Source organism: Mucilaginibacter sp. P2_A5 (genome assembly GCF_056404995.1).
In genome coordinates this window covers 23,778-40,565 of sequence record NZ_JBFUCY010000033.1, presented here as the reverse complement: position 1 = coordinate 40,565, position 16,788 = coordinate 23,778, and the positions used below count along the sequence as shown (strand labels likewise).

The following is a 16,788-nucleotide window of genomic DNA, read 5'->3' as shown; positions in this document are numbered from 1 at the left end:
ATATTCCTTATCCTATTACATATAATCAATTATGAAAGCAACCGCCTTAATATCAACCCTGCTGATTCTCCTGTTTTTTTCGGCATGTAACTCTTCACCTTCAAAAGATACTTCGACATCAAAAAATGAAGTGCCGGAGGCATTGGGAGATGAAACATCTGGTTTTGGTCTGAAAAAAATGTCCAGGGGATCGTTAATGGATGATATTTATGCCGAGCTGGCAAAAAAAGACCCGGAACTTCAAAACCTGGAAGAGCAATTAATTCATTTTAATGGCGGCATAGCCGACAGTTTAAAAGCGTTTGATGATTACGATGCAAAATCAGATAGTTATTACTTTTCGGCAAACGAATCATTAACAGCCATAAAAGATACCATTTTGCGGGCACAGCTTAGCGCGCTGATTGCCGAAAGCAAATTAAAATACGTTGATAAAATAAGCAGGTTTACAAGCTTAAAAGCGCATATCGACAGCAATCAGATAAAAATTGGCGACTACCATGCTGTGCTAAAAATAGTTGCAACCCTGCCCGTTATTGAAAAGTACCAGGACAAAAACATGCCCGATATTATTAGTACAGCCAACCTGGCCAATGAAGCGCAACATTTAAGGGTTAAAACAACGCAGTTGGCAAAGAAGTATCAAAAAAAGAGTAATTAAACTCTATTTGGATGTTGCCTGGTATCATACAATCTCAGAATTATAATTTTATCGGCTTTTATTCTGTAATATATTTTCAGTCTTTTGTGCGCAACAAAAAAACGCATTGGTTTTCTTTTGTTTGAAAGCCTTCCGAGTTCGGGAAAGTTTTGAAGAACCTTAACAAAGTCTAATGTGAGGTTTTTAAACCGAATAACTGCTGCTTCCCCAAAGTCTTGAAGTATATAGGCGAGAATAGTGTCAAAATCAAATTCAGCTTCTTTAGTAAAAACTACTTCAAGGGCCATTGTTTGTATTTTGCTTCTATAACAGATAGCGGGATTAAATTATCTTCATCTTCACTTGATTCATAAGCATCCAAAAGCTCTTGTTGCTGTTTTGGAGATAATGACTGCCAGTCTGAATTATCGACATTTACGTGTTGGCTAATTATATCATAAAATTGCGATAGCAATTCCGGATCATTTATTTGATCTATTAGACTATGGAAATCTGATTTTAATTCGGCAAGTTTCATATTGATAAATTTAAAAAGAAAAAAAGACAATTACCATCACAATTTCATCCCCCTTAAAAAATCCTCAATACCCATGCGTTTTTTGCCTTCCAGCTGCACATCTTTTACACTAATAAAACCTCCTTTGGCGGCAAATTTTAAAAATGTTTTACCATCGGTAAGGAAACCGCCTGGTTGTATTGCCGGCTCATCAATCAAAAGTTCTGATGCATAGATTTTTAAAATCTTACCATTTAAATCGGTATATGCAGTAGGGATGGGGCTTAACCCACGGATTTTGTTGTATACAGCTTCGGCTGGTAGCAGCCAATCTATCTTACAATCTTCCTTAAATATTTTAGGGGAGTGTTTAAGTTCTTCGCCGGTTAATAGCTGTACTTGCGGATGTTCATGATAACGGCCGCTTTCAACCGCCTTTACTGTTTTTACCAGCAGGCCTGCGCCTTTGTTCATCAGCCGGTCATGCAAGTCGCCGGCAGTCTCGGTGCCGGTAAGTGTTATTTTTTCGGTAAAAAGTACATCACCGGTGTCAATTTCATGTTTCAGGAAAAACGTGGTTACACCGCTTTCTTTTTCGCCGTTAATCAATGTCCAGTTAATAGGTGCGGCGCCGCGGTATTGTGGTAACAACGAGGCATGCAGGTTAATGGTGCCTTTGGCAGGCATGGTCCAAACAGCTTCAGGCAGCATCCTGAAAGCAACAACTACCTGTAAATCTGCCTTAAGGGCTTTAAGTTCGGCCAAAAACTCAGGGCTTTTCAGTTTTTCGGGCTGCAGCACTTTTAGTCCATTGGCTATCGCAAACTGTTTCACTGCCGATTCGCTTAGTTTTTGCCCACGTCCTGCAGGTTTATCCGGGGCGGTAACAACGCCAACAATATCGCTGCCGGCTTTTATTAATGCATCAAGCGATGCTACTGCAAAATCGGGAGTGCCCATAAATACAATTCTCATGGTATATGCTATTTTATTGCTTGGTATATTAATTGTACAATAAGTACTTGGTACGTATTTTATTAAATTGTTTTAAGCCCGGTTCCCAGCTTGCGCGGATCTTATTTTCAGTTTTGCCATCTGCAATCTGTTTTTGCAATTCTTTGCCGCCTGCTAACTTGTTAAAGTAGGCATTAAAAAAGTGGTCTTTATCTGGAAAAGCTTTGTAAAGTTCTATAAGCCACGATAAGTTAATATGCCCTATTGCTCTTATTTGGTTTGCGGTGTAATTTTTAAGATCGATGCCGAAGCATTGTTTATCTTTTTGCGGAGGGTTTTCGCTCATGCCGGGGATACCAATAGGAGTGAAGGAATAGGTATAAATACCCTTTAACAGGGGGTGCCCTAACAGCAGGAACGGAAAGTAAGTACCCCTGCCCAGGCTAAATGTTGTGCCTTCAAACAAGCATGTGCTGGGGTAAAGTAAAATTGCCTGTTCGGTGTTTAAATTTGGCGATGGGTTTACCGGCAGCTTATAAGGCATGCTGTGGCTGTAATTGGCCACTTTTATAATTTTTAGCTTGCATTGTGCACCGTTTTTTAGCCAGTGTTCGCCGTTTATCATTTGTGCATACTCGCCAATAGTCATGCCGTGGCATATAGGGATGGGGTGCATGCCTACAAAGGAATGGTAAGCGGTATCCAATATGGGGCCATCAACCAGGTAGCCATTGGGGTTTGGCCTGTCCAATATCATCAATTCGATGTTGTTTTCGGCACAGGCCTCCATTACATAATGCAGGGTTGATATATAGGTGTAAAACCTTGCGCCAACATCCTGTATATCAAATATCATCAGGTTTATGCCTTTCAGATCTTCGGCTGTTGGTTTATAATGCTTATTCCCGTAAAGTGAGATTACAGGCAAACCGGTTTTGGTATCTATGGCATCATTTACTACCGCCCCGTTGCTGGCATTCCCGCGGAAACCGTGCTCGGGCCCAAATACCTTTTTGATGCTGATGCCACGTTTTAGTAAACTATCAACACTGGGCACAAGGGTTTTACCAATAACAGAAGTTTGATTAACAACCATCCCGATATTTTTTTCCTTAAGATAGTCAATATACAGCGGAATTTGATCGGCGCCGGTGATTATTTCTGTATTAATTTTTTTACCGTTTTTAGCTTCGTTCGGCGTAGTTCGGGTATTTGAAGACGGGTTAGCGCAGGCAGTGTTAACACTTAGGATTGCTATTAAAGCGTTTTGTAAAAAAACTGGTGTAATCTTCATAAAATATTGTTTTGAAACAATTTAAAAAGTAGCAGGTTTAATAGCAAAACCGCATATTTGCGAAGGTACTAAAAATCATCCTGCATTGAGTTTCGCCTCCTTTATATCAGCCCGTATAACATTCAAGTCAAAGCGTACATTTTCAAAGCTGATTGTACGTATTGCCATTATTGGTATTATGCTTGGTTTGGGGGTGATGATATTATCATTGGCCATTGTAAAAGGATTTAAACACGAGATACGCGAAAAAGTTCGTGGTTTTGCCGGCGATATACGCGTTATTAAGTTCGACCTGAACAGTTCATACGAGAGTTCGCCCATTATTGAAGACCCTGATTTTGTAAAGCGGCTGCTCAAGAGTCCGCTGATCACTCATGTAATGCCAACAGCAACCAAGCCCGGAATTATTAAAGCTAATAACGAGATTGAAGGCGTGGTGCTAAAGGGGGTTGACAAAACCTACGACTGGAGCTACTTTAAAAAAATGATGGTTGCCGGGGACGTGATCGACTTTAAAGATTCTGTTGAAGCGCAAAAAGAGATCATGTTATCGCAGCAAACAGCCAACAGGTTAAAATTGAAGGTAGGCGACAAACTACTGATGTTTTTTGCGCAGGATTTGCGCAAGCGCCCGTTTAAAATAAAAGGCATTTTTAATATCGGAGTAGAAGAAGTTGACAAAACATTTGTAATAGGTTCTTTATCATTAATAAACCGCCTGAACGACTGGAAATCCGGCGAAATTGGCCAGTACGAACTACGCGTGGCCGATTTTGAGCAGGTAGATTTTGCTGCGGATAAACTGGATCAGATTTTACCAGTTAGGTTAAAATCGCGAACGGTAATGGAGGATTATCCAAACATATTTGAGTGGTTGAAACTATTGGATGTAAACTCGGTAGTGATGCTGGTGCTGATGGTTATTGTGGCGGTTATCAACATGATATCGGCGCTGCTAATTATGATTTTGGAACGCACCGCTATGATAGGTATGTTTAAAGCAATGGGTGCATCAAACTGGAACATCCGGAAAATATTTTTGTATAATGCCACCTACCTGATAGGCCTCGGCCTGTTGTTGGGCAATGCGCTTGGTCTTGGCCTTGGCTTTTTTCAGCAGCAAACCCACTTTTTTAAACTCGACCAGGCGTCTTATTACATGACTTTTGTACCGGTGCAGTTTAACCCATGGGATATATTGCTGCTTAACCTGGGTACGCTACTAATTTGCCTGCTGGTACTTATTGTACCATCGATGCTCGTGAGCCGGATTTCGCCGGTGAAGGCTATCAGATTTAAGTAGGTTTTTTCCTGCTTTGTCCATGATTTAAACACCACACTTTACATATACTATTGGCATACTTTTCAACCACTCTTTATGCACTTTTCTGATACTTTTTAATACTTTTCTGATACTTTTGGTTCCTTTGTTTTTTAGTTAAATATCTTATATATAACTATTTATATCGATATTTGTATGTTTTTGCTTGTCTTTTTTAACAAGTGAGGGCGGCTATCTGTGTTTGATAGCCGCCCTGGCTGGTATATTCAAATATACAAAAAACCGAACAATATTTTCGCGGAATAATTAGCTTTCTATCGTTTTCCCGTTGCAAAATTAAACTTCAAATTTAAGCCGCCCGCGCCAAATTTTATCTGCTGCGCACCCATTCCCTGGAGCGGGTATTTCAAAAAAGGTTCAATAATCAAGCGGTTTTTACCTAAAGCTGTGCCTACACCCACTGATATATTCAGCGTTCTGGCAAAATAAAAGCCGTTGAAACTTTGGCGGTTTGTTTCTTCGGATGTTTGCTGGGTGGTGCCGCTTAACAACGAGCTATGGGGGATACCATAACTGGTAGTATAAGCCTCATTAATAAACGTGCCCGAGCTTAAACCGGCCGAGAAATAAGCATCTGTTTTTTCGGGGTTAAACTCATATTTTAAATTGATAGGTACATCAAGTCCCACCAAACTGGCATTATAATTTTTAAACACCGGGAACGACGAAGCCGGCACCAGCTTGTTATCCTGCGCCGCAAGGGCATAGGATACAGCGTTGGCGGCGCTTGCGGTTGGCGGCACGCTGGTGTTGTATTTTAGCGTGTTTTGCGCTAAGGCAACCCCTGTAGACAGTTTAAGGTTTTTGCTAAGCCTGATATCGGATGTAAAACCGGCCCCGGCATTTACCTGGTTGGCGCTCCCTTTGGCATAGTTAAAAAAGGTGGCCGCGTAGATGCCAAATTTCACCTTTTTATCATCGGCGGTTTTGTCTTTTGCCTTTGGCGTTTGCAAATTATCAGTCGCAAGCATTGTTGCCATGGCATTGGCCGATGACGGTTTGGCCTGCGCAGGCTGCTGGTTTACTGCATTGGGTTGTGCAACGCTTGTAGCAGCCTTGGTAGCTGGTGCAACAGCCGGATTTACAGCGTATTGCTGCTTGCCCGCGTCAGTAACGGTGGGTTTAACACTATCTGCCTTATTACCTGGTGCGGCAGCGACAATTGGTTGTTTACCGGCAACAGGGGGCTGTTGGGTAGCAAATTGGTTAACTGTGCTATTTACACTGTTATTTTGGTTAACCTGTGGCTGTTTAGCCGCAGGGGCATTTACAGGTATTTTGGTTGATGGCCTGAAAACTGCTATACTATTTTGGCTAACAGCAGCATTTACAGCCGGGTTGTTTATTGCCGGCTTTTTATGTGGGTTGCCCTGATTTTGGGCAATATTGTTTTGGGCTGATACTGCGGTATCAACCGAATTACTGCTGCCTGTACCTGTATTAGCAGCTACCTGGCCAACGGTATCAACCTGTGCGGCCTTTTGATGCCGGGTGTGGTGCTTTACCGGTGGTATGGCCGCGGTATTGGTGTTGGTTGTTTGTTTATTGTTCAGCGTCCAAACGCCAATAGCTAAAAATAGCAACAGGCCGGCTGCCGCGCCTGCCCACCATAACCAGATCACGGGGCGCTTTTTCTCCTCTTCAGGGAATTTTTCCCTAAGCAGCAGCCAGCCTTCATCAGCAGTGGTGTCTTCGTAATTATCAAACACCTCCCTGATGCGGTTCTTTAAGTCGTTATCCAACTGATCATCCATGGTTTTGTGCTTCTTGCCTTAATATTTTTCTTAATCGTTCTTTAGCCCGGCTCAAATAAACGCGCGACGAGCTTGCCGGGATAGCTAACATATTGCCAATTTCATCGTGATTATAACCATCTATTTCGTACATGTTAAATATGGTAAGCTGTATGGCAGGCAGCTCATTCATCATCTTTAAAATGTCCTGTGCATTTAAATTATCAACCGTGCCCATATTACTGCTTATGGGCGCGGCATTCTCCAACTCAACATTTAACTGGAATTTCAGGTCTTTGCGGCGGCGGTCTATAGCGGTGTTTACTACAATTGTACGCAGCCAGGCCTTAAAGGGTTTATCTGTATTGTAATTATGCACGGCGTTAAAAACTTTTATAAAAGCATCATTTACAGCCTCCAGCGCGTCATCGCGGTTAAGGCTGTAACGCAGGCTTATACCCATGGCGTAGCCATAAAACTGCTTATACAGCATTTCCTGGTATTTAAGGCTGCCTTTTTTGCATTGGCTGATGATCTCTTCTTCAGTAATGCGTTTGGGTGGATGCATTAAGTGTGTTTAATTCCGCTTAAATATTGTGTTGTTTTTTAATGCCTTTACGCAATAAACAACCCTATTGATACAAATAAAAAATATTTTCTATTAAGTCCATAAACCCCGACTCATAGTTCTGGCAAATTATTAGGCAGGGGTACCCGGCTTACCAAAAAAGCCGCCCCCAAAATATCGGCGACGGCGTTTCAGTTAAAAACAATAATAATTAATTTGCAGTTTTTACAAGGTCATAACGGCCTATAGTATCAGGGCTGGTAGACGAGCTTGCGCGTAACATTTTAAAGTTGGTGCCATCGTAAATATATTGGTAAACACCAACCAAATGATTTTTGGTGCGCGGTACATTTGCTTTAAAAGTACTATCGTTAAATTGGATATAGTAACCGTCAAAAGCGAAAGTGCCGTGGCTGCCGGCGTGTTTTACAGCAGTATCAGCTGTTACCGCGAAATGATAGTTACTGGTCATTTTCAACACTATCGAATCTTTTAAAGTATCATATTTACCAGTCGAGTTTTTGGTTAATAGCCTGAACTGGCCGTTAAAAGTTCCCGTGGGTGTGGATATTACACCTGATGTGTCTGAATTTTTGGCGCAGGCCGCAAGTAAGGTTAATAGCAAAGGGAGTAAGTAAAATAAATTACGCTTCATAATTTTGGGTATTTGTAGTCATTACGAATATAACTATATAAACGCTACAGCCGGTTGTTTAATTTTTAAAGTTTTTTTGCTTCGTTCCAAAAAATGTCCATTTCGGCAAGGCTCATATCCTGCAATTGTTTGCCATGTTCTTTTGCCTTTAACTCCAGGTATTGAAAACGTTTTATAAATTTCTGGTTTGTTTTTTCAAGCGCGTTCTCGGGGTTAATGTTAATAAAACGGGCATAATTAATAAGCGAGAATAACAGGTCGCCAAATTCACCTTCGGCTTTTTCATGGTCGATGGTGGTTTCGTCTTCGGCGTTAAACTCATTTTTAAATTCCTGCATTTCCTCTTCTACTTTGGCCCAAACCTGGTTTTTCTCTTCCCAATCAAAACCTACGCCACGGGCCTTTTCCTGGATACGGGAGGCTTTTACCAATGCAGGCAACGATGATGGCACACCACCCAAAACAGATTTATTACCCTCCTTTAGCTTAATTTGCTCCCAGTTACGTTTCACGTCTTCTTCGTTCTGTACTTCAACATCGCCATAAATATGCGGATGGCGGTTTATGAGTTTATCGCAAACGCCGTTTAATACATCAGTGATATCAAAATCATTGGTTTCTGATGCTATTTTTGAGTAAAAAACCAGGTGCAGCATGATATCGCCCAACTCTTTTTTAATCTCCTGCATGTCATCGCCCAAAATGGCGTCGCTTAGCTCGTAGGTTTCTTCAATGGTGAGATGCCTGAGGCTTTCAAGCGTTTGCTTTTTATCCCAGGGGCAATTGGCCCGCAGGTCGTCCATGATAATCAGCAGGCGTTGAAAGGCTATAGTTGCGGTAGGGGCAGTTTCAGGGGCTTTTAAAGGCATAGTGATGTGCGATGTTTTTTGCAAAGGTATGATAACATCTTTAATGCAAACTTATCCCGGTATTAATTTAAAGGTAATATTAATTAACTTTATTGGCCAACTCATAACTGTAAAACCATGATCAAGAAAATCTACCTGCCTTTATTTTTTTTAATGCTGATAATTGAATGTTGCCAGGCCCAGCAATTGATGCAAACCACGCCGCAAAACAGCACGCTTGAACTGCCACAGCCGTTTTTATTTACCATTAACACCTTAAACCCATCTGGGCGGAACTGGAGCGTAAATTACTCGGGTGGTTATGGCGAGCACACCGTTACCCCATTAGGTTTTGATGGTGTAGACCAAAACATATCTGCAAAGGGCTACCTGGGCTCAAAATTTACCTTTTTGGCAACCTTAGGTACTGGTTTTAGTAACAATGGCAGCGTACATACTTTGGAGCAGGCCGAATTGCTGCGCGATTTTATAGGAGGCAACCAGCCTTTGGGTTTCCGCATTGGTGCAGGCCTGGGTTTCAGGCATGAGTTTAATAATGATAATGTGGCATTTAGCAGGATAACCGCCGCTTACGATGTTATGCGATGGAAGATAGGGGCCAACGTACGGTTAGAAAAAGCTTTTGCCACTAACCGTGATGGCCTTGATATTGTTACAAGTGTTGGGGTACACCGGCATATTACCGGCCGTTTTTTTGGCGGCTTTGAGGCCGTGGGGCAGGATTTAGAAGGTTTTTGGGAAACCGAGGAGGCCGAAGGCGGTGCCAGGTTAATGGTAGGTCCATCTATAAACTATGCGCCAACAAATTCGCGTTTTGCGTTTACACTTTGCGGTGGGCCTATCCTATACGCAACAAGGAGCGCCAACACCCAGGGCCAGTTTGCTGCCTACCGCGAGTTGCCAACCAATAATGGTTTTACCTTGAAATTTAACGTGGGTTTCCGGTTTATGTAAGCTGGTAGTGTCGTGTCATCGATAAGTGGCGGATAGTCTTTAGCCCAAAGTCTTAAGTCTGAAGTCAAAAAAAATCAACTTTGGACTTACGACTTAGTACTGTTGACTTAACAGTAGTGCTTTAAAGTTTTATTGCCCGCAGCATTTCGCGCTTGCCGGCGGCGCCCGGTATTTTTTGTATGTTAAAGCCAAGCGCTTTTAGCATCCGTTTAAGGTTGCCGGTTATGGCGTAGGTAACAAATACGCCGCCAGGCTTTACAAAGCCGGCAACATGGCTAATGGCCTGTTGTTCCCACATTTCGGGTTGGCGGGAGGCAGCAAAAGCGTCAAAATAAATGATATCGTATTGCCGGCCGGATGGAAAATCCAATAGTTTGCAGAGGGCAATTTGCAGCTGGCAGTTACCGTTAATGTTTACATAACCGGCCAAAGCCTCCGGGTAATTTTTTAGGTACGACTCCCACAATTCGGCAGGGGTATAATCATCATAACCGGTCTGGCTCATCATTTGTGCTGTAAGCGGATATGCTTCAATACCTGTATAAGTAAGATTGATTTGCTTTGTGGTGCAAGCATCGGCGCTCAGCAAAAAATTGAGCCCTGTGCCAAAGCCAACTTCCAGTATGCTTACTTCCTTTGTGTCATTTTGATCCAGAAAATAATTCAACCCTGCGTTTACAAATACATGCAGGCTTTCCTGCAGCGCCCCGTTGCGCGAGTGGTAAAGTTCGCCTACTTCGGCATTGTAAATGGTTTTTGAGCCATCGGCAGTGGTGACAATTGAAAGTTGATGATTCATTCGGCCCCCTCTAAATCTCCCCCGGTAGGGGAGACTTTTCCTGCATCATCTGAAGCCCTTCCGCTTACCAGCGGAGTGGGTTGGGTGGGGCTAAACTCCGTTACAACTTCCCCAAGGTCATAAACAGGGACTTCACTTATGGCCCCGGCTACAATACTTGTTGCGGCAGCCGAGCGGTAACCCGCTGCGCAGTGCACAACAATTGGTTTATCTACAGGTATTTCATCAATACGTTCCCGCAGTTCAGGAAGCGGGATGTCGATGGCATGTTTAAATATTTTACCCTCACTTACTTCGTTGGTATTCCTGGCATCTATGATGGTGTAATTTTCGGGCCGGGCCTTAAAATCTTCAAGATCCAGGTTAGAAAGGTTTTCGCTGATATTTTGGGGCGATAGCTGTATGGCCATAATGTTGGTTTCATAACCTATTTTGGCCGCTTTTTTTACCAATAAATCGGCAGTAGCATCATCTTCTGCAACCAGGTAAAATTTTTCGTCGGGCTGCAGTATCGAGCCTAACCAGGTTTCAAACTTATCGCCATTCTGCAGGTTGATGGCCCCTTTAATGTGGCCGGCACCGAAAAGCGTTTTAGGCCTGCTGTCTATAATCGCGATTTTTTCCTGCAATTGAATGTCGGCATCGAATTTTACTATGTTATCAATACTTTGCTGAAATTTAGGAGCGCCGGCTTTGTTAAGTTCCACATCGTAGCCAAAGTATTTTGGTACAAATGGCTGGTCGGTAATAAGTGCTTTGATGAAGGTAAGCTCATCCATCAGTTGCAGCGCGTAGTTCTCCTGTAGTTCGCGGCCGATGGTGCTTTGCAGGTCGGGGCTCATGTTTTTACCACAAAGCGAGCCTGGGCCATGCGCTGGGTAAACTATTACGTTTTTGGGCAAGGTCATAAGCTTATGGCGGGTGCTCAGGTACATTTGTTTGGCCAGCTCTTCTTTTTTGGCAGTAATGTTACCTACATTCTCGCGCAGGTCGGGGCGGCCAACATCGCCTACAAAAAGGGTATCTCCGGTAAAAACGGCCGTTTCTTTGCCCTCCTCGTCCTCAAGTAAAATACAAATAGAATCGGGCGAGTGGCCGGGGGTATTGATGGCTTTCAGCTTCACATCATTCAGCTGGATAACATCGCCATCATCAAAAGTTTCATGGGGATAGGTAGCGCCGGTAAGTTTGCTGCAATAAATAACGGCATCGGTAACCTGGTGAATTTCCAGGTGCGAGCTTACAAAATCGGCATGCGGGTGGGTTTCAATAACGCCCACAATATCGGCATTGTGCTGGGCTGCAAGGGTATAATAGGGCAGCGGATCGCGCGCCGGATCAATAACGATCATTTTACCTGTACGGATAACGGCGTACGATGCATGCGCCAAACCTTTATCATAAAATTGCTGAATAATCATATCGGCCGCAAAGATAACTGTTTGGCAGAGATGTTGTAAGGCCCGAATGTTTGGAGGCTGTAAAGTTTAGTGCGTGTGCGTTGCACCGCAAACAGCTCAAAAGTCTATCAATTTGAATTTAAAATTCTCGCCTTTTGAACATTATATTCGTTTTCTGTTATTGCTCCGCTATCTAACAACTGCTTATACTTTTTCAATTCATCGGCAGGCGATTGATTGGAGAAGTTATAAAATGGCTTTTCATCTATCCTCCTGGTGCAATAAACTATAATTAGCCCTAATAAATTAAAAAACAAGCCTAATAATAACCCTCCGACCGGGCCGATCATTCTTTTTGAACCCGCACTGTATCCCAAAGCAGCGGGGACAAGAAAAAAACTAAAAGCTATAATAATTACGATGATTTCCGGTGCGCCCAGTCCCATATTATATCAGGTTTAAGGTTTTAAAAATTCAGTTATTTATGTGGGTTCAATGTATGAATTAGTTTTATTATTTATTACCCTAATCTTCTTGCACATGGCCATTACAACCGGACATGAATAAAAAAATACTATCCTCCAGGCCCTGTCTTGATACTTGATACTCAATGCTTGCTACTAACAGCTACCAAATCTCCACCCTGTCTTCCGGTTTTTTGTACATTTTATCGCCTGGCCTGATGTTAAATGCTTTATACCAGGCACTGATATTAGTTAACGTGACATTAGTGCGGTGCTGCTCAATAGGGTATGGGCTTGTCAGAATGCGCTGGGCTACAGCCTCGGGGCGTTGAGCGTTGCGCCATGCCTGGGCCCACGACAGAAAGAAGCGCTGATCGGGCGTAAAACCGTCTATCTTGTTGGCCGACCGGCTTTGCTTTGTTTTCAGGAAGGCTTCATAAGCTATGTTTAAGCCGCCTAAATCGGCAATGTTTTCGCCAAGGGTTAGCCGGCCATTTACATGCAGGCTATCCAGTACAGTGAGGCTACTATATTGCGCTACTAATTGGTTGGTACGTACGTTAAATTTGTCGGCATCGCTTTTTGTCCACCAGTCGCGCAGTATTCCATCCGCATCGTATTGGCGGCCCTTATCGTCAAAGCCGTGGGTCATATCGTGTCCTATTAAGCTGCCTATGGCGCCATAATTTATCGCATCGTCTGCATTTAAATCAAAAAAGGGAATTTGCAGTATCGCCGCCGGAAAAACGATTTCGTTGTTGGTTGTAGAGTTGTAAGCGTTCGCGGTTTGCGGCGTCATTCCCCAAAGAGTTTTATCAACCGGCTTGCCCAGACGGCTTAAGTTCATGTTGTAGCGCCATTTAGATATATCACGTACATTTTCTAAATAACGGTTACGCTTAATGATTACGCCATCGTATGTTTCCCATTTATCAGGATATCCTATTTTTACGGTAAGGGCATTAAGCTTTTTAAGTGCGTGCTTCTTTGTTTCAGGGCTCATCCAGTCCAGGCGTTTAATACGGTCGCCAAGGGCTGTTTTTAGGTTGTTTACAAGTTCGGTTACGCGCTTTTTAGCTAATGGCGTAAAATATTTCTCTACAAATAATTGCCCTAATAACTCACCCAGGGCACTATCAATCAACTTACTTATGCGCTCGCTTCGCGGCAGTTGTTCTTTTTCGCCTGTTAGCGCACTGTTATAGGTAAAAGTCGCTTTTACAAAAGGCGAACTTAAATATACCGCCGCCCCTCTGATCATATTCCACTTTAATAAAAGTTTCCAGTTTTCAACCGGTGCAGCCGCTAATAAAGAGTCGGCAACTTTAAAAAACGACGGCTGCCCTACCAGGATGCTATCCTGTTCGGGGACGTTTAACCTGGCCAACAGTTTGTTCCAGTTTAAATGCGGGGTAACTTTATTAAAGTCGGCCACCAGGAATTTATTATATATAACACGCGGGTCGCGCATGGCCACACGGCTAAGCTGCGCTTTTGCCAATATACTTTCAAGGTTATAAACTGCTGCCGCGTTACTACTTGCTTCAGCTGGGCTGCTGCCTGTCAAGATGAATAACTTCACCATCAGGGCCTTTAATGCATCCTGTAATTTTTTTGCCCGCTCGTCATTTGTTAAATAATAGTCCTTATTTGGTAAAGAAGTGCCTCCCTGGCCAAGATTCACAATATATTTTGTTGGGTTTTTATCATCGGGGTCAATCCCCAATCTGAAAAGTTGGGCGCTGCCATTAATACGTTCAAAAGCTAACTCGTTAATAAGGTCATCAAAATTTTTGATTTTGTCAATGCGCTCAAGGTCGGGTTTAATGGGCGAATAACCCAGTTTTTCGATAGTGATGCTATCCATACCACTGGCATAAAGGTCGCCAAGGCGTTGCTTTAAACTGCCGCTGGGCGCTGTTGCCGACTGCCGGCTAACCTCGTTTAATAAATCTACAAGCCTTTGAGTATTTTGCTTGCGCAACACTGCAAAGCTGCCCCAACTGTTTTCATTGGCTGGTATAGGGTTGTTTTTTATCCAGGCACCGTTAGCATATTCAAAAAAATCATCGCCGGGTTTAATGGAAGTATCCATATTAGCCGGATCAATGAACTTTTTGGGTATGATAGTTTTACGTTTGTATTTTGGATGTTTTGTTTTACTGGTTGTTTGTGCATTTACCGATGATGACAAAACACCCAGGAGTATACAAAATACCAACTTTAATTTCATAGTTTTTACATGAATCAAGAGTGCTAAATTACAACAAAAACGGGCAAACCAATAAGACGGGTTCAGGAACGACGCATTAGAAATTATGGATCGTCAATGACTTTGTAAGATGGTTATCACGATAACATGGCTTTTAATTTTTAGTGTCAAGACACGTCCCGGCCATTCGCCAGCCTCTGTCTTGAATACTTGATACTCAATACTTGCTACTAACAGCTACCAAATCTCCACCCTGTCTTCCGGCTTTTTGTACATTTTATCGCCTGGCCTGATGTTAAATGCTTTATACCAGGCACTGATATTGGTTAAGGTGACATTAGCACGGTGCCGATCAATAGGGTATGGGCTTGTCAGAATGCGCTGGGCTACAGCCTCGGGGCGTTGAGCGTTGCGCCATACCTGGGCCCATGACAGAAAGAAGCGCTGATCGGGCGTAAAACCATCTATCTTGTTGGCCGACCGGCCTTGCTTTGTTTTCAGGAAGGCTTCATAAGCTATGTTTAAGCCACCCAAATCGGCAATGTTTTCGCCAAGGGTTAGCCGGCCATTTACATGCATTGTATCCAGTACCGTGAGGCTACTATATTGCACTACTAATTGGTTGGTACGTGCTTTAAATTTGTCGGCATCACTTTTTGTCCACCAATCGCGCAGTATTCCATCCGCATCATATTGGCGTCCCTTATCGTCAAAGCCGTGGGTTATTTCGTGTCCTATTATGCTGCCAATGGCGCCATAATTTATCGCATGGTCGGCCTCTAAATCAAAAAAAGGAATTTGCAGCATCGCCGCCGGAAAAACTATTTCATTGTTGGGTGTGGAGTAGTAGGCGTTCGCGGTTTGTGGTGTTATCCCCCAACGGCTTTTATCAACAGGTTTGCCAAGGTGGCTTATCTCGAAGCTGTAACGCCATTTTGATATATTACGTACATTTTCTAAATAATGGTTACGCTTAATGATTACGCCATCGTATGTTTCCCATTTATCAGGATATCCTATTTTTACCGCAAGGGCGCTCAACTTTCTTAACGCGCGTTCTTTTGTGCCGGGGCCCATCCAATCCAGGCGTCTGATACGGTAGCCAAGGGCTGTTTTTAGGTTGTTTACAATTTCGGCTACGCGTTTTTTAGCCAATGGCGAAAAATATTTCTCTACAAATAATTGCCCTAATAACTCACCCAGGGCATTGTCAACTAACTTACTTATACGCTCGCTTCGCGGCAGTTGTTCTTTTTCGCCGGTTAAAGCGCTGTTGTAGTCAAAAATTGCTTTTACAAAAGGCGAACTTAGATATACTGCCGACCCCCTGATGGCATTCCACTTTAATAAAAGTTTCCAGTTTTCAACCGGTGCAGCCGCTAATAAAGAATCGGCAACTTTAAAAAACGACGGCTGGCCTACCAAAATACTATCTTGTTTGGGGACGTTTAACCTGGCTAACAGCTTGTTCCAGTTTAAATGCGGGGTAACTTTATTAAAGTCGGCCACCAGGAATTTATTATAAATAACATGCGGGTCGCGCATGGCCACACGGCTCAGCTGCGCTTTTGCCAATATACTTTCAAGGTTGTAAACTGCCGTCGCGTTACTACTTGCTTCAGCCGGGCTGCTACCGGTCAGGGTGAATAATTTCACCATCAGGGTTTTTAAAGCATTTTGTAATTTTTTTGCCCGCTCGTCATTTGTTAAATAATAGTCCTTATTGGGTAAGGAAGTGCCTCCCTGGCCAAGATTCACAATATATTTTGTTGGATTTTTATCATCGGGGTCAATCCCCAATCTAAAAAGTTGGGAGCTGCCATTAATACGTTCAAAAGCTAACTCGTTAATAACGTCATCAAAATTTTTGATTTTGTCAATGCGCTCAAGGTCGGGTTTAATGGGCGAATAACCCAGTTTTTCGATAGTGACACTATCCATACCACTGGCATAAAGGTCGCCAAGGCGTTGCTTTAAACTGCCGCTGGGCGCAGTTGCCGATTGCCGGCTAACCTCGTTTAATAAACCTACAAGCCTCTGAGTATTTTGCTTGCGTAGCATTGCAAAGCTGCCCCAATTGCTTTCATTGGCTGGTATAGGATTTTTTTTGATCCAGCCTCCGTTAGCATACTCAAAAAAATCATCGCCGGGTTTAATGGAAGTATCCATATTAGCCGGATCAATGAACTTTTTGGGTATGACAGTTTTACGTTTGTGTTTTGGTGGTTTTGTTTTATCGGCTACTTGTGCATTTGCCGATAACGATAAAGCGCTTATCAGCATAAACCACCAAAGTTTTAATATCATAATTTATTACTTATATAGAAGCTAAAAGCAGAATGCACAAAGCTTAAGCTAACCTATTGATTATCTATTTGATAAAAGAA

16 protein-coding genes are annotated in these 16,788 nt (G+C 42.9%); 3 read left to right on the top strand and 13 right to left on the bottom strand.

The window, feature by feature from the left end; translation table 11 throughout:
- Positions 1-31: 31 nt before the first annotated feature.
- Positions 32-661, top strand: coding sequence for a hypothetical protein (locus AC1DXF_RS23915; RefSeq protein WP_477451222.1), 630 nt, complete (start codon positions 32-34; stop codon positions 659-661).
- On the opposite strand, the gene AC1DXF_RS23910 is transcribed toward AC1DXF_RS23915, so the two are convergent.
- Genes AC1DXF_RS23910 through AC1DXF_RS23895 form a run of 4 tightly spaced genes read right to left on the bottom strand, consistent with a single transcriptional unit; the run spans position 658 to position 3,405 of the window.
- Positions 658-948, bottom strand: coding sequence for a type II toxin-antitoxin system RelE/ParE family toxin (locus tag AC1DXF_RS23910; protein ID WP_477451221.1), 291 nt, complete (start codon positions 946-948; stop codon positions 658-660). The genes AC1DXF_RS23915 and AC1DXF_RS23910 overlap by 4 nt on opposite strands.
- Positions 933-1,178, bottom strand: a complete 246-nt coding sequence (locus AC1DXF_RS23905) for a hypothetical protein (RefSeq protein WP_477451220.1) — start codon at positions 1,176-1,178, stop codon at positions 933-935. The genes AC1DXF_RS23910 and AC1DXF_RS23905 overlap by 16 nt, the downstream gene beginning before the upstream one ends.
- Before the next feature lie 36 nt (positions 1,179-1,214).
- Positions 1,215-2,132 (bottom strand): methionyl-tRNA formyltransferase, encoded by a 918-nt coding sequence (gene fmt, locus AC1DXF_RS23900; protein WP_477451219.1) that lies wholly within the window; start codon positions 2,130-2,132, stop codon positions 1,215-1,217.
- A gap of 28 nt (positions 2,133-2,160) precedes the next feature.
- A complete protein-coding gene (locus tag AC1DXF_RS23895) occupies positions 2,161-3,405 on the bottom strand; it encodes an exo-beta-N-acetylmuramidase NamZ family protein (RefSeq protein WP_477451218.1) in 1,245 nt (414 codons plus the stop codon).
- 85 nt (positions 3,406-3,490) lie between these two features.
- Between AC1DXF_RS23895 and AC1DXF_RS23890 the strand changes: the two genes are divergently transcribed.
- Positions 3,491-4,708, top strand: coding sequence for an ABC transporter permease (locus AC1DXF_RS23890; protein WP_477451217.1), 1,218 nt, complete (start codon positions 3,491-3,493; stop codon positions 4,706-4,708).
- Positions 4,709-5,001: 293 nt separating this feature from the next.
- On the opposite strand, the gene AC1DXF_RS23885 is transcribed toward AC1DXF_RS23890, so the two are convergent.
- The 4 genes from AC1DXF_RS23885 to mazG form a co-directional block, all read right to left on the bottom strand.
- The gene (locus AC1DXF_RS23885) at positions 5,002-6,501 is read right to left on the bottom strand and encodes a hypothetical protein (protein ID WP_477451216.1); all 1,500 of its coding nucleotides are present in this window, start codon (positions 6,499-6,501) and stop codon (positions 5,002-5,004) included.
- Positions 6,494-7,048 (bottom strand): RNA polymerase sigma factor, encoded by a 555-nt coding sequence (locus tag AC1DXF_RS23880; protein ID WP_477451215.1) that lies wholly within the window; start codon positions 7,046-7,048, stop codon positions 6,494-6,496. The genes AC1DXF_RS23885 and AC1DXF_RS23880 overlap by 8 nt, the downstream gene beginning before the upstream one ends.
- A gap of 211 nt (positions 7,049-7,259) precedes the next feature.
- Positions 7,260-7,703, bottom strand: coding sequence for a hypothetical protein (locus AC1DXF_RS23875; protein ID WP_477451214.1), 444 nt, complete (start codon positions 7,701-7,703; stop codon positions 7,260-7,262).
- Positions 7,704-7,768: 65 nt separating this feature from the next.
- A complete protein-coding gene (gene mazG / locus AC1DXF_RS23870) occupies positions 7,769-8,572 on the bottom strand; it encodes a nucleoside triphosphate pyrophosphohydrolase (RefSeq protein WP_090652817.1) in 804 nt (267 codons plus the stop codon).
- A 117-nt stretch (positions 8,573-8,689) separates the two neighbouring features.
- Here mazG and AC1DXF_RS23865 point away from each other — a divergent pair, with 117 nt between their 5' ends.
- A complete protein-coding gene (locus tag AC1DXF_RS23865) occupies positions 8,690-9,526 on the top strand; it encodes a hypothetical protein (protein WP_477451213.1) in 837 nt (278 codons plus the stop codon).
- A gap of 121 nt (positions 9,527-9,647) precedes the next feature.
- On the opposite strand, the gene mnmC2 is transcribed toward AC1DXF_RS23865, so the two are convergent.
- The 5 genes from mnmC2 to AC1DXF_RS23840 all read right to left on the bottom strand — a co-directional run bounded on the left by mnmC2 (position 9,648) and on the right by AC1DXF_RS23840 (position 16,708).
- Positions 9,648-10,325 carry a tRNA (5-methylaminomethyl-2-thiouridine)(34)-methyltransferase MnmC2 gene (gene mnmC2, locus AC1DXF_RS23860; protein ID WP_477451212.1) on the bottom strand — a complete coding sequence of 226 codons (678 nt, stop codon included), beginning with the start codon at positions 10,323-10,325 and terminating at the stop codon, positions 9,648-9,650.
- A complete protein-coding gene (locus tag AC1DXF_RS23855) occupies positions 10,322-11,746 on the bottom strand; it encodes an MBL fold metallo-hydrolase (protein WP_477451211.1) in 1,425 nt (474 codons plus the stop codon). Before AC1DXF_RS23855 ends, mnmC2 begins: the two co-directional genes overlap by 4 nt.
- A 107-nt stretch (positions 11,747-11,853) precedes the next feature.
- Complete coding sequence (locus AC1DXF_RS23850) at positions 11,854-12,171, bottom strand: SHOCT domain-containing protein (protein ID WP_477451210.1); 318 nt, start codon at positions 12,169-12,171, stop codon at positions 11,854-11,856.
- 181 nt (positions 12,172-12,352) lie between these two features.
- Entirely contained in the window at positions 12,353-14,422 is a 2,070-nt protein-coding gene (locus AC1DXF_RS23845) for a M13 family metallopeptidase (protein ID WP_477451209.1), read from the bottom strand.
- Between the two features lie 216 nt (positions 14,423-14,638).
- Entirely contained in the window at positions 14,639-16,708 is a 2,070-nt protein-coding gene (locus AC1DXF_RS23840) for a M13 family metallopeptidase (protein WP_477451208.1), read from the bottom strand.
- Positions 16,709-16,788 lie beyond the last annotated feature (80 nt).

What these genes read in the sequence shown, in the direction of transcription:
- AC1DXF_RS23845 (WP_477451209.1), bottom strand. Translation starts at nt 14,422, where the DNA reads ATGAAATTAAAGTTGGTATTTTGTATACTCCTGGGTGTTTTGTCATCA.
- AC1DXF_RS23885 (WP_477451216.1), bottom strand. Translation starts at nt 6,501, where the DNA reads ATGGATGATCAGTTGGATAACGACTTAAAGAACCGCATCAGGGAGGTG.
- AC1DXF_RS23910 (WP_477451221.1), bottom strand. Translation starts at nt 948, where the DNA reads ATGGCCCTTGAAGTAGTTTTTACTAAAGAAGCTGAATTTGATTTTGAC.
- fmt (WP_477451219.1), bottom strand. Translation starts at nt 2,132, where the DNA reads ATGAGAATTGTATTTATGGGCACTCCCGATTTTGCAGTAGCATCGCTT.
- AC1DXF_RS23880 (WP_477451215.1), bottom strand. Translation starts at nt 7,048, where the DNA reads ATGCATCCACCCAAACGCATTACTGAAGAAGAGATCATCAGCCAATGC.
- AC1DXF_RS23865 (WP_477451213.1), top strand. Translation starts at nt 8,690, where the DNA reads ATGATCAAGAAAATCTACCTGCCTTTATTTTTTTTAATGCTGATAATT.
- AC1DXF_RS23840 (WP_477451208.1), bottom strand. Translation starts at nt 16,708, where the DNA reads ATGATATTAAAACTTTGGTGGTTTATGCTGATAAGCGCTTTATCGTTA.
- mnmC2 (WP_477451212.1), bottom strand. Translation starts at nt 10,325, where the DNA reads ATGAATCATCAACTTTCAATTGTCACCACTGCCGATGGCTCAAAAACC.
- AC1DXF_RS23915 (WP_477451222.1), top strand. Translation starts at nt 32, where the DNA reads ATGAAAGCAACCGCCTTAATATCAACCCTGCTGATTCTCCTGTTTTTT.
- AC1DXF_RS23855 (WP_477451211.1), bottom strand. Translation starts at nt 11,746, where the DNA reads ATGATTATTCAGCAATTTTATGATAAAGGTTTGGCGCATGCATCGTAC.
- AC1DXF_RS23850 (WP_477451210.1), bottom strand. Translation starts at nt 12,171, where the DNA reads ATGGGACTGGGCGCACCGGAAATCATCGTAATTATTATAGCTTTTAGT.
- AC1DXF_RS23905 (WP_477451220.1), bottom strand. Translation starts at nt 1,178, where the DNA reads ATGAAACTTGCCGAATTAAAATCAGATTTCCATAGTCTAATAGATCAA.
- mazG (WP_090652817.1), bottom strand. Translation starts at nt 8,572, where the DNA reads ATGCCTTTAAAAGCCCCTGAAACTGCCCCTACCGCAACTATAGCCTTT.
- AC1DXF_RS23875 (WP_477451214.1), bottom strand. Translation starts at nt 7,703, where the DNA reads ATGAAGCGTAATTTATTTTACTTACTCCCTTTGCTATTAACCTTACTT.
- AC1DXF_RS23895 (WP_477451218.1), bottom strand. Translation starts at nt 3,405, where the DNA reads ATGAAGATTACACCAGTTTTTTTACAAAACGCTTTAATAGCAATCCTA.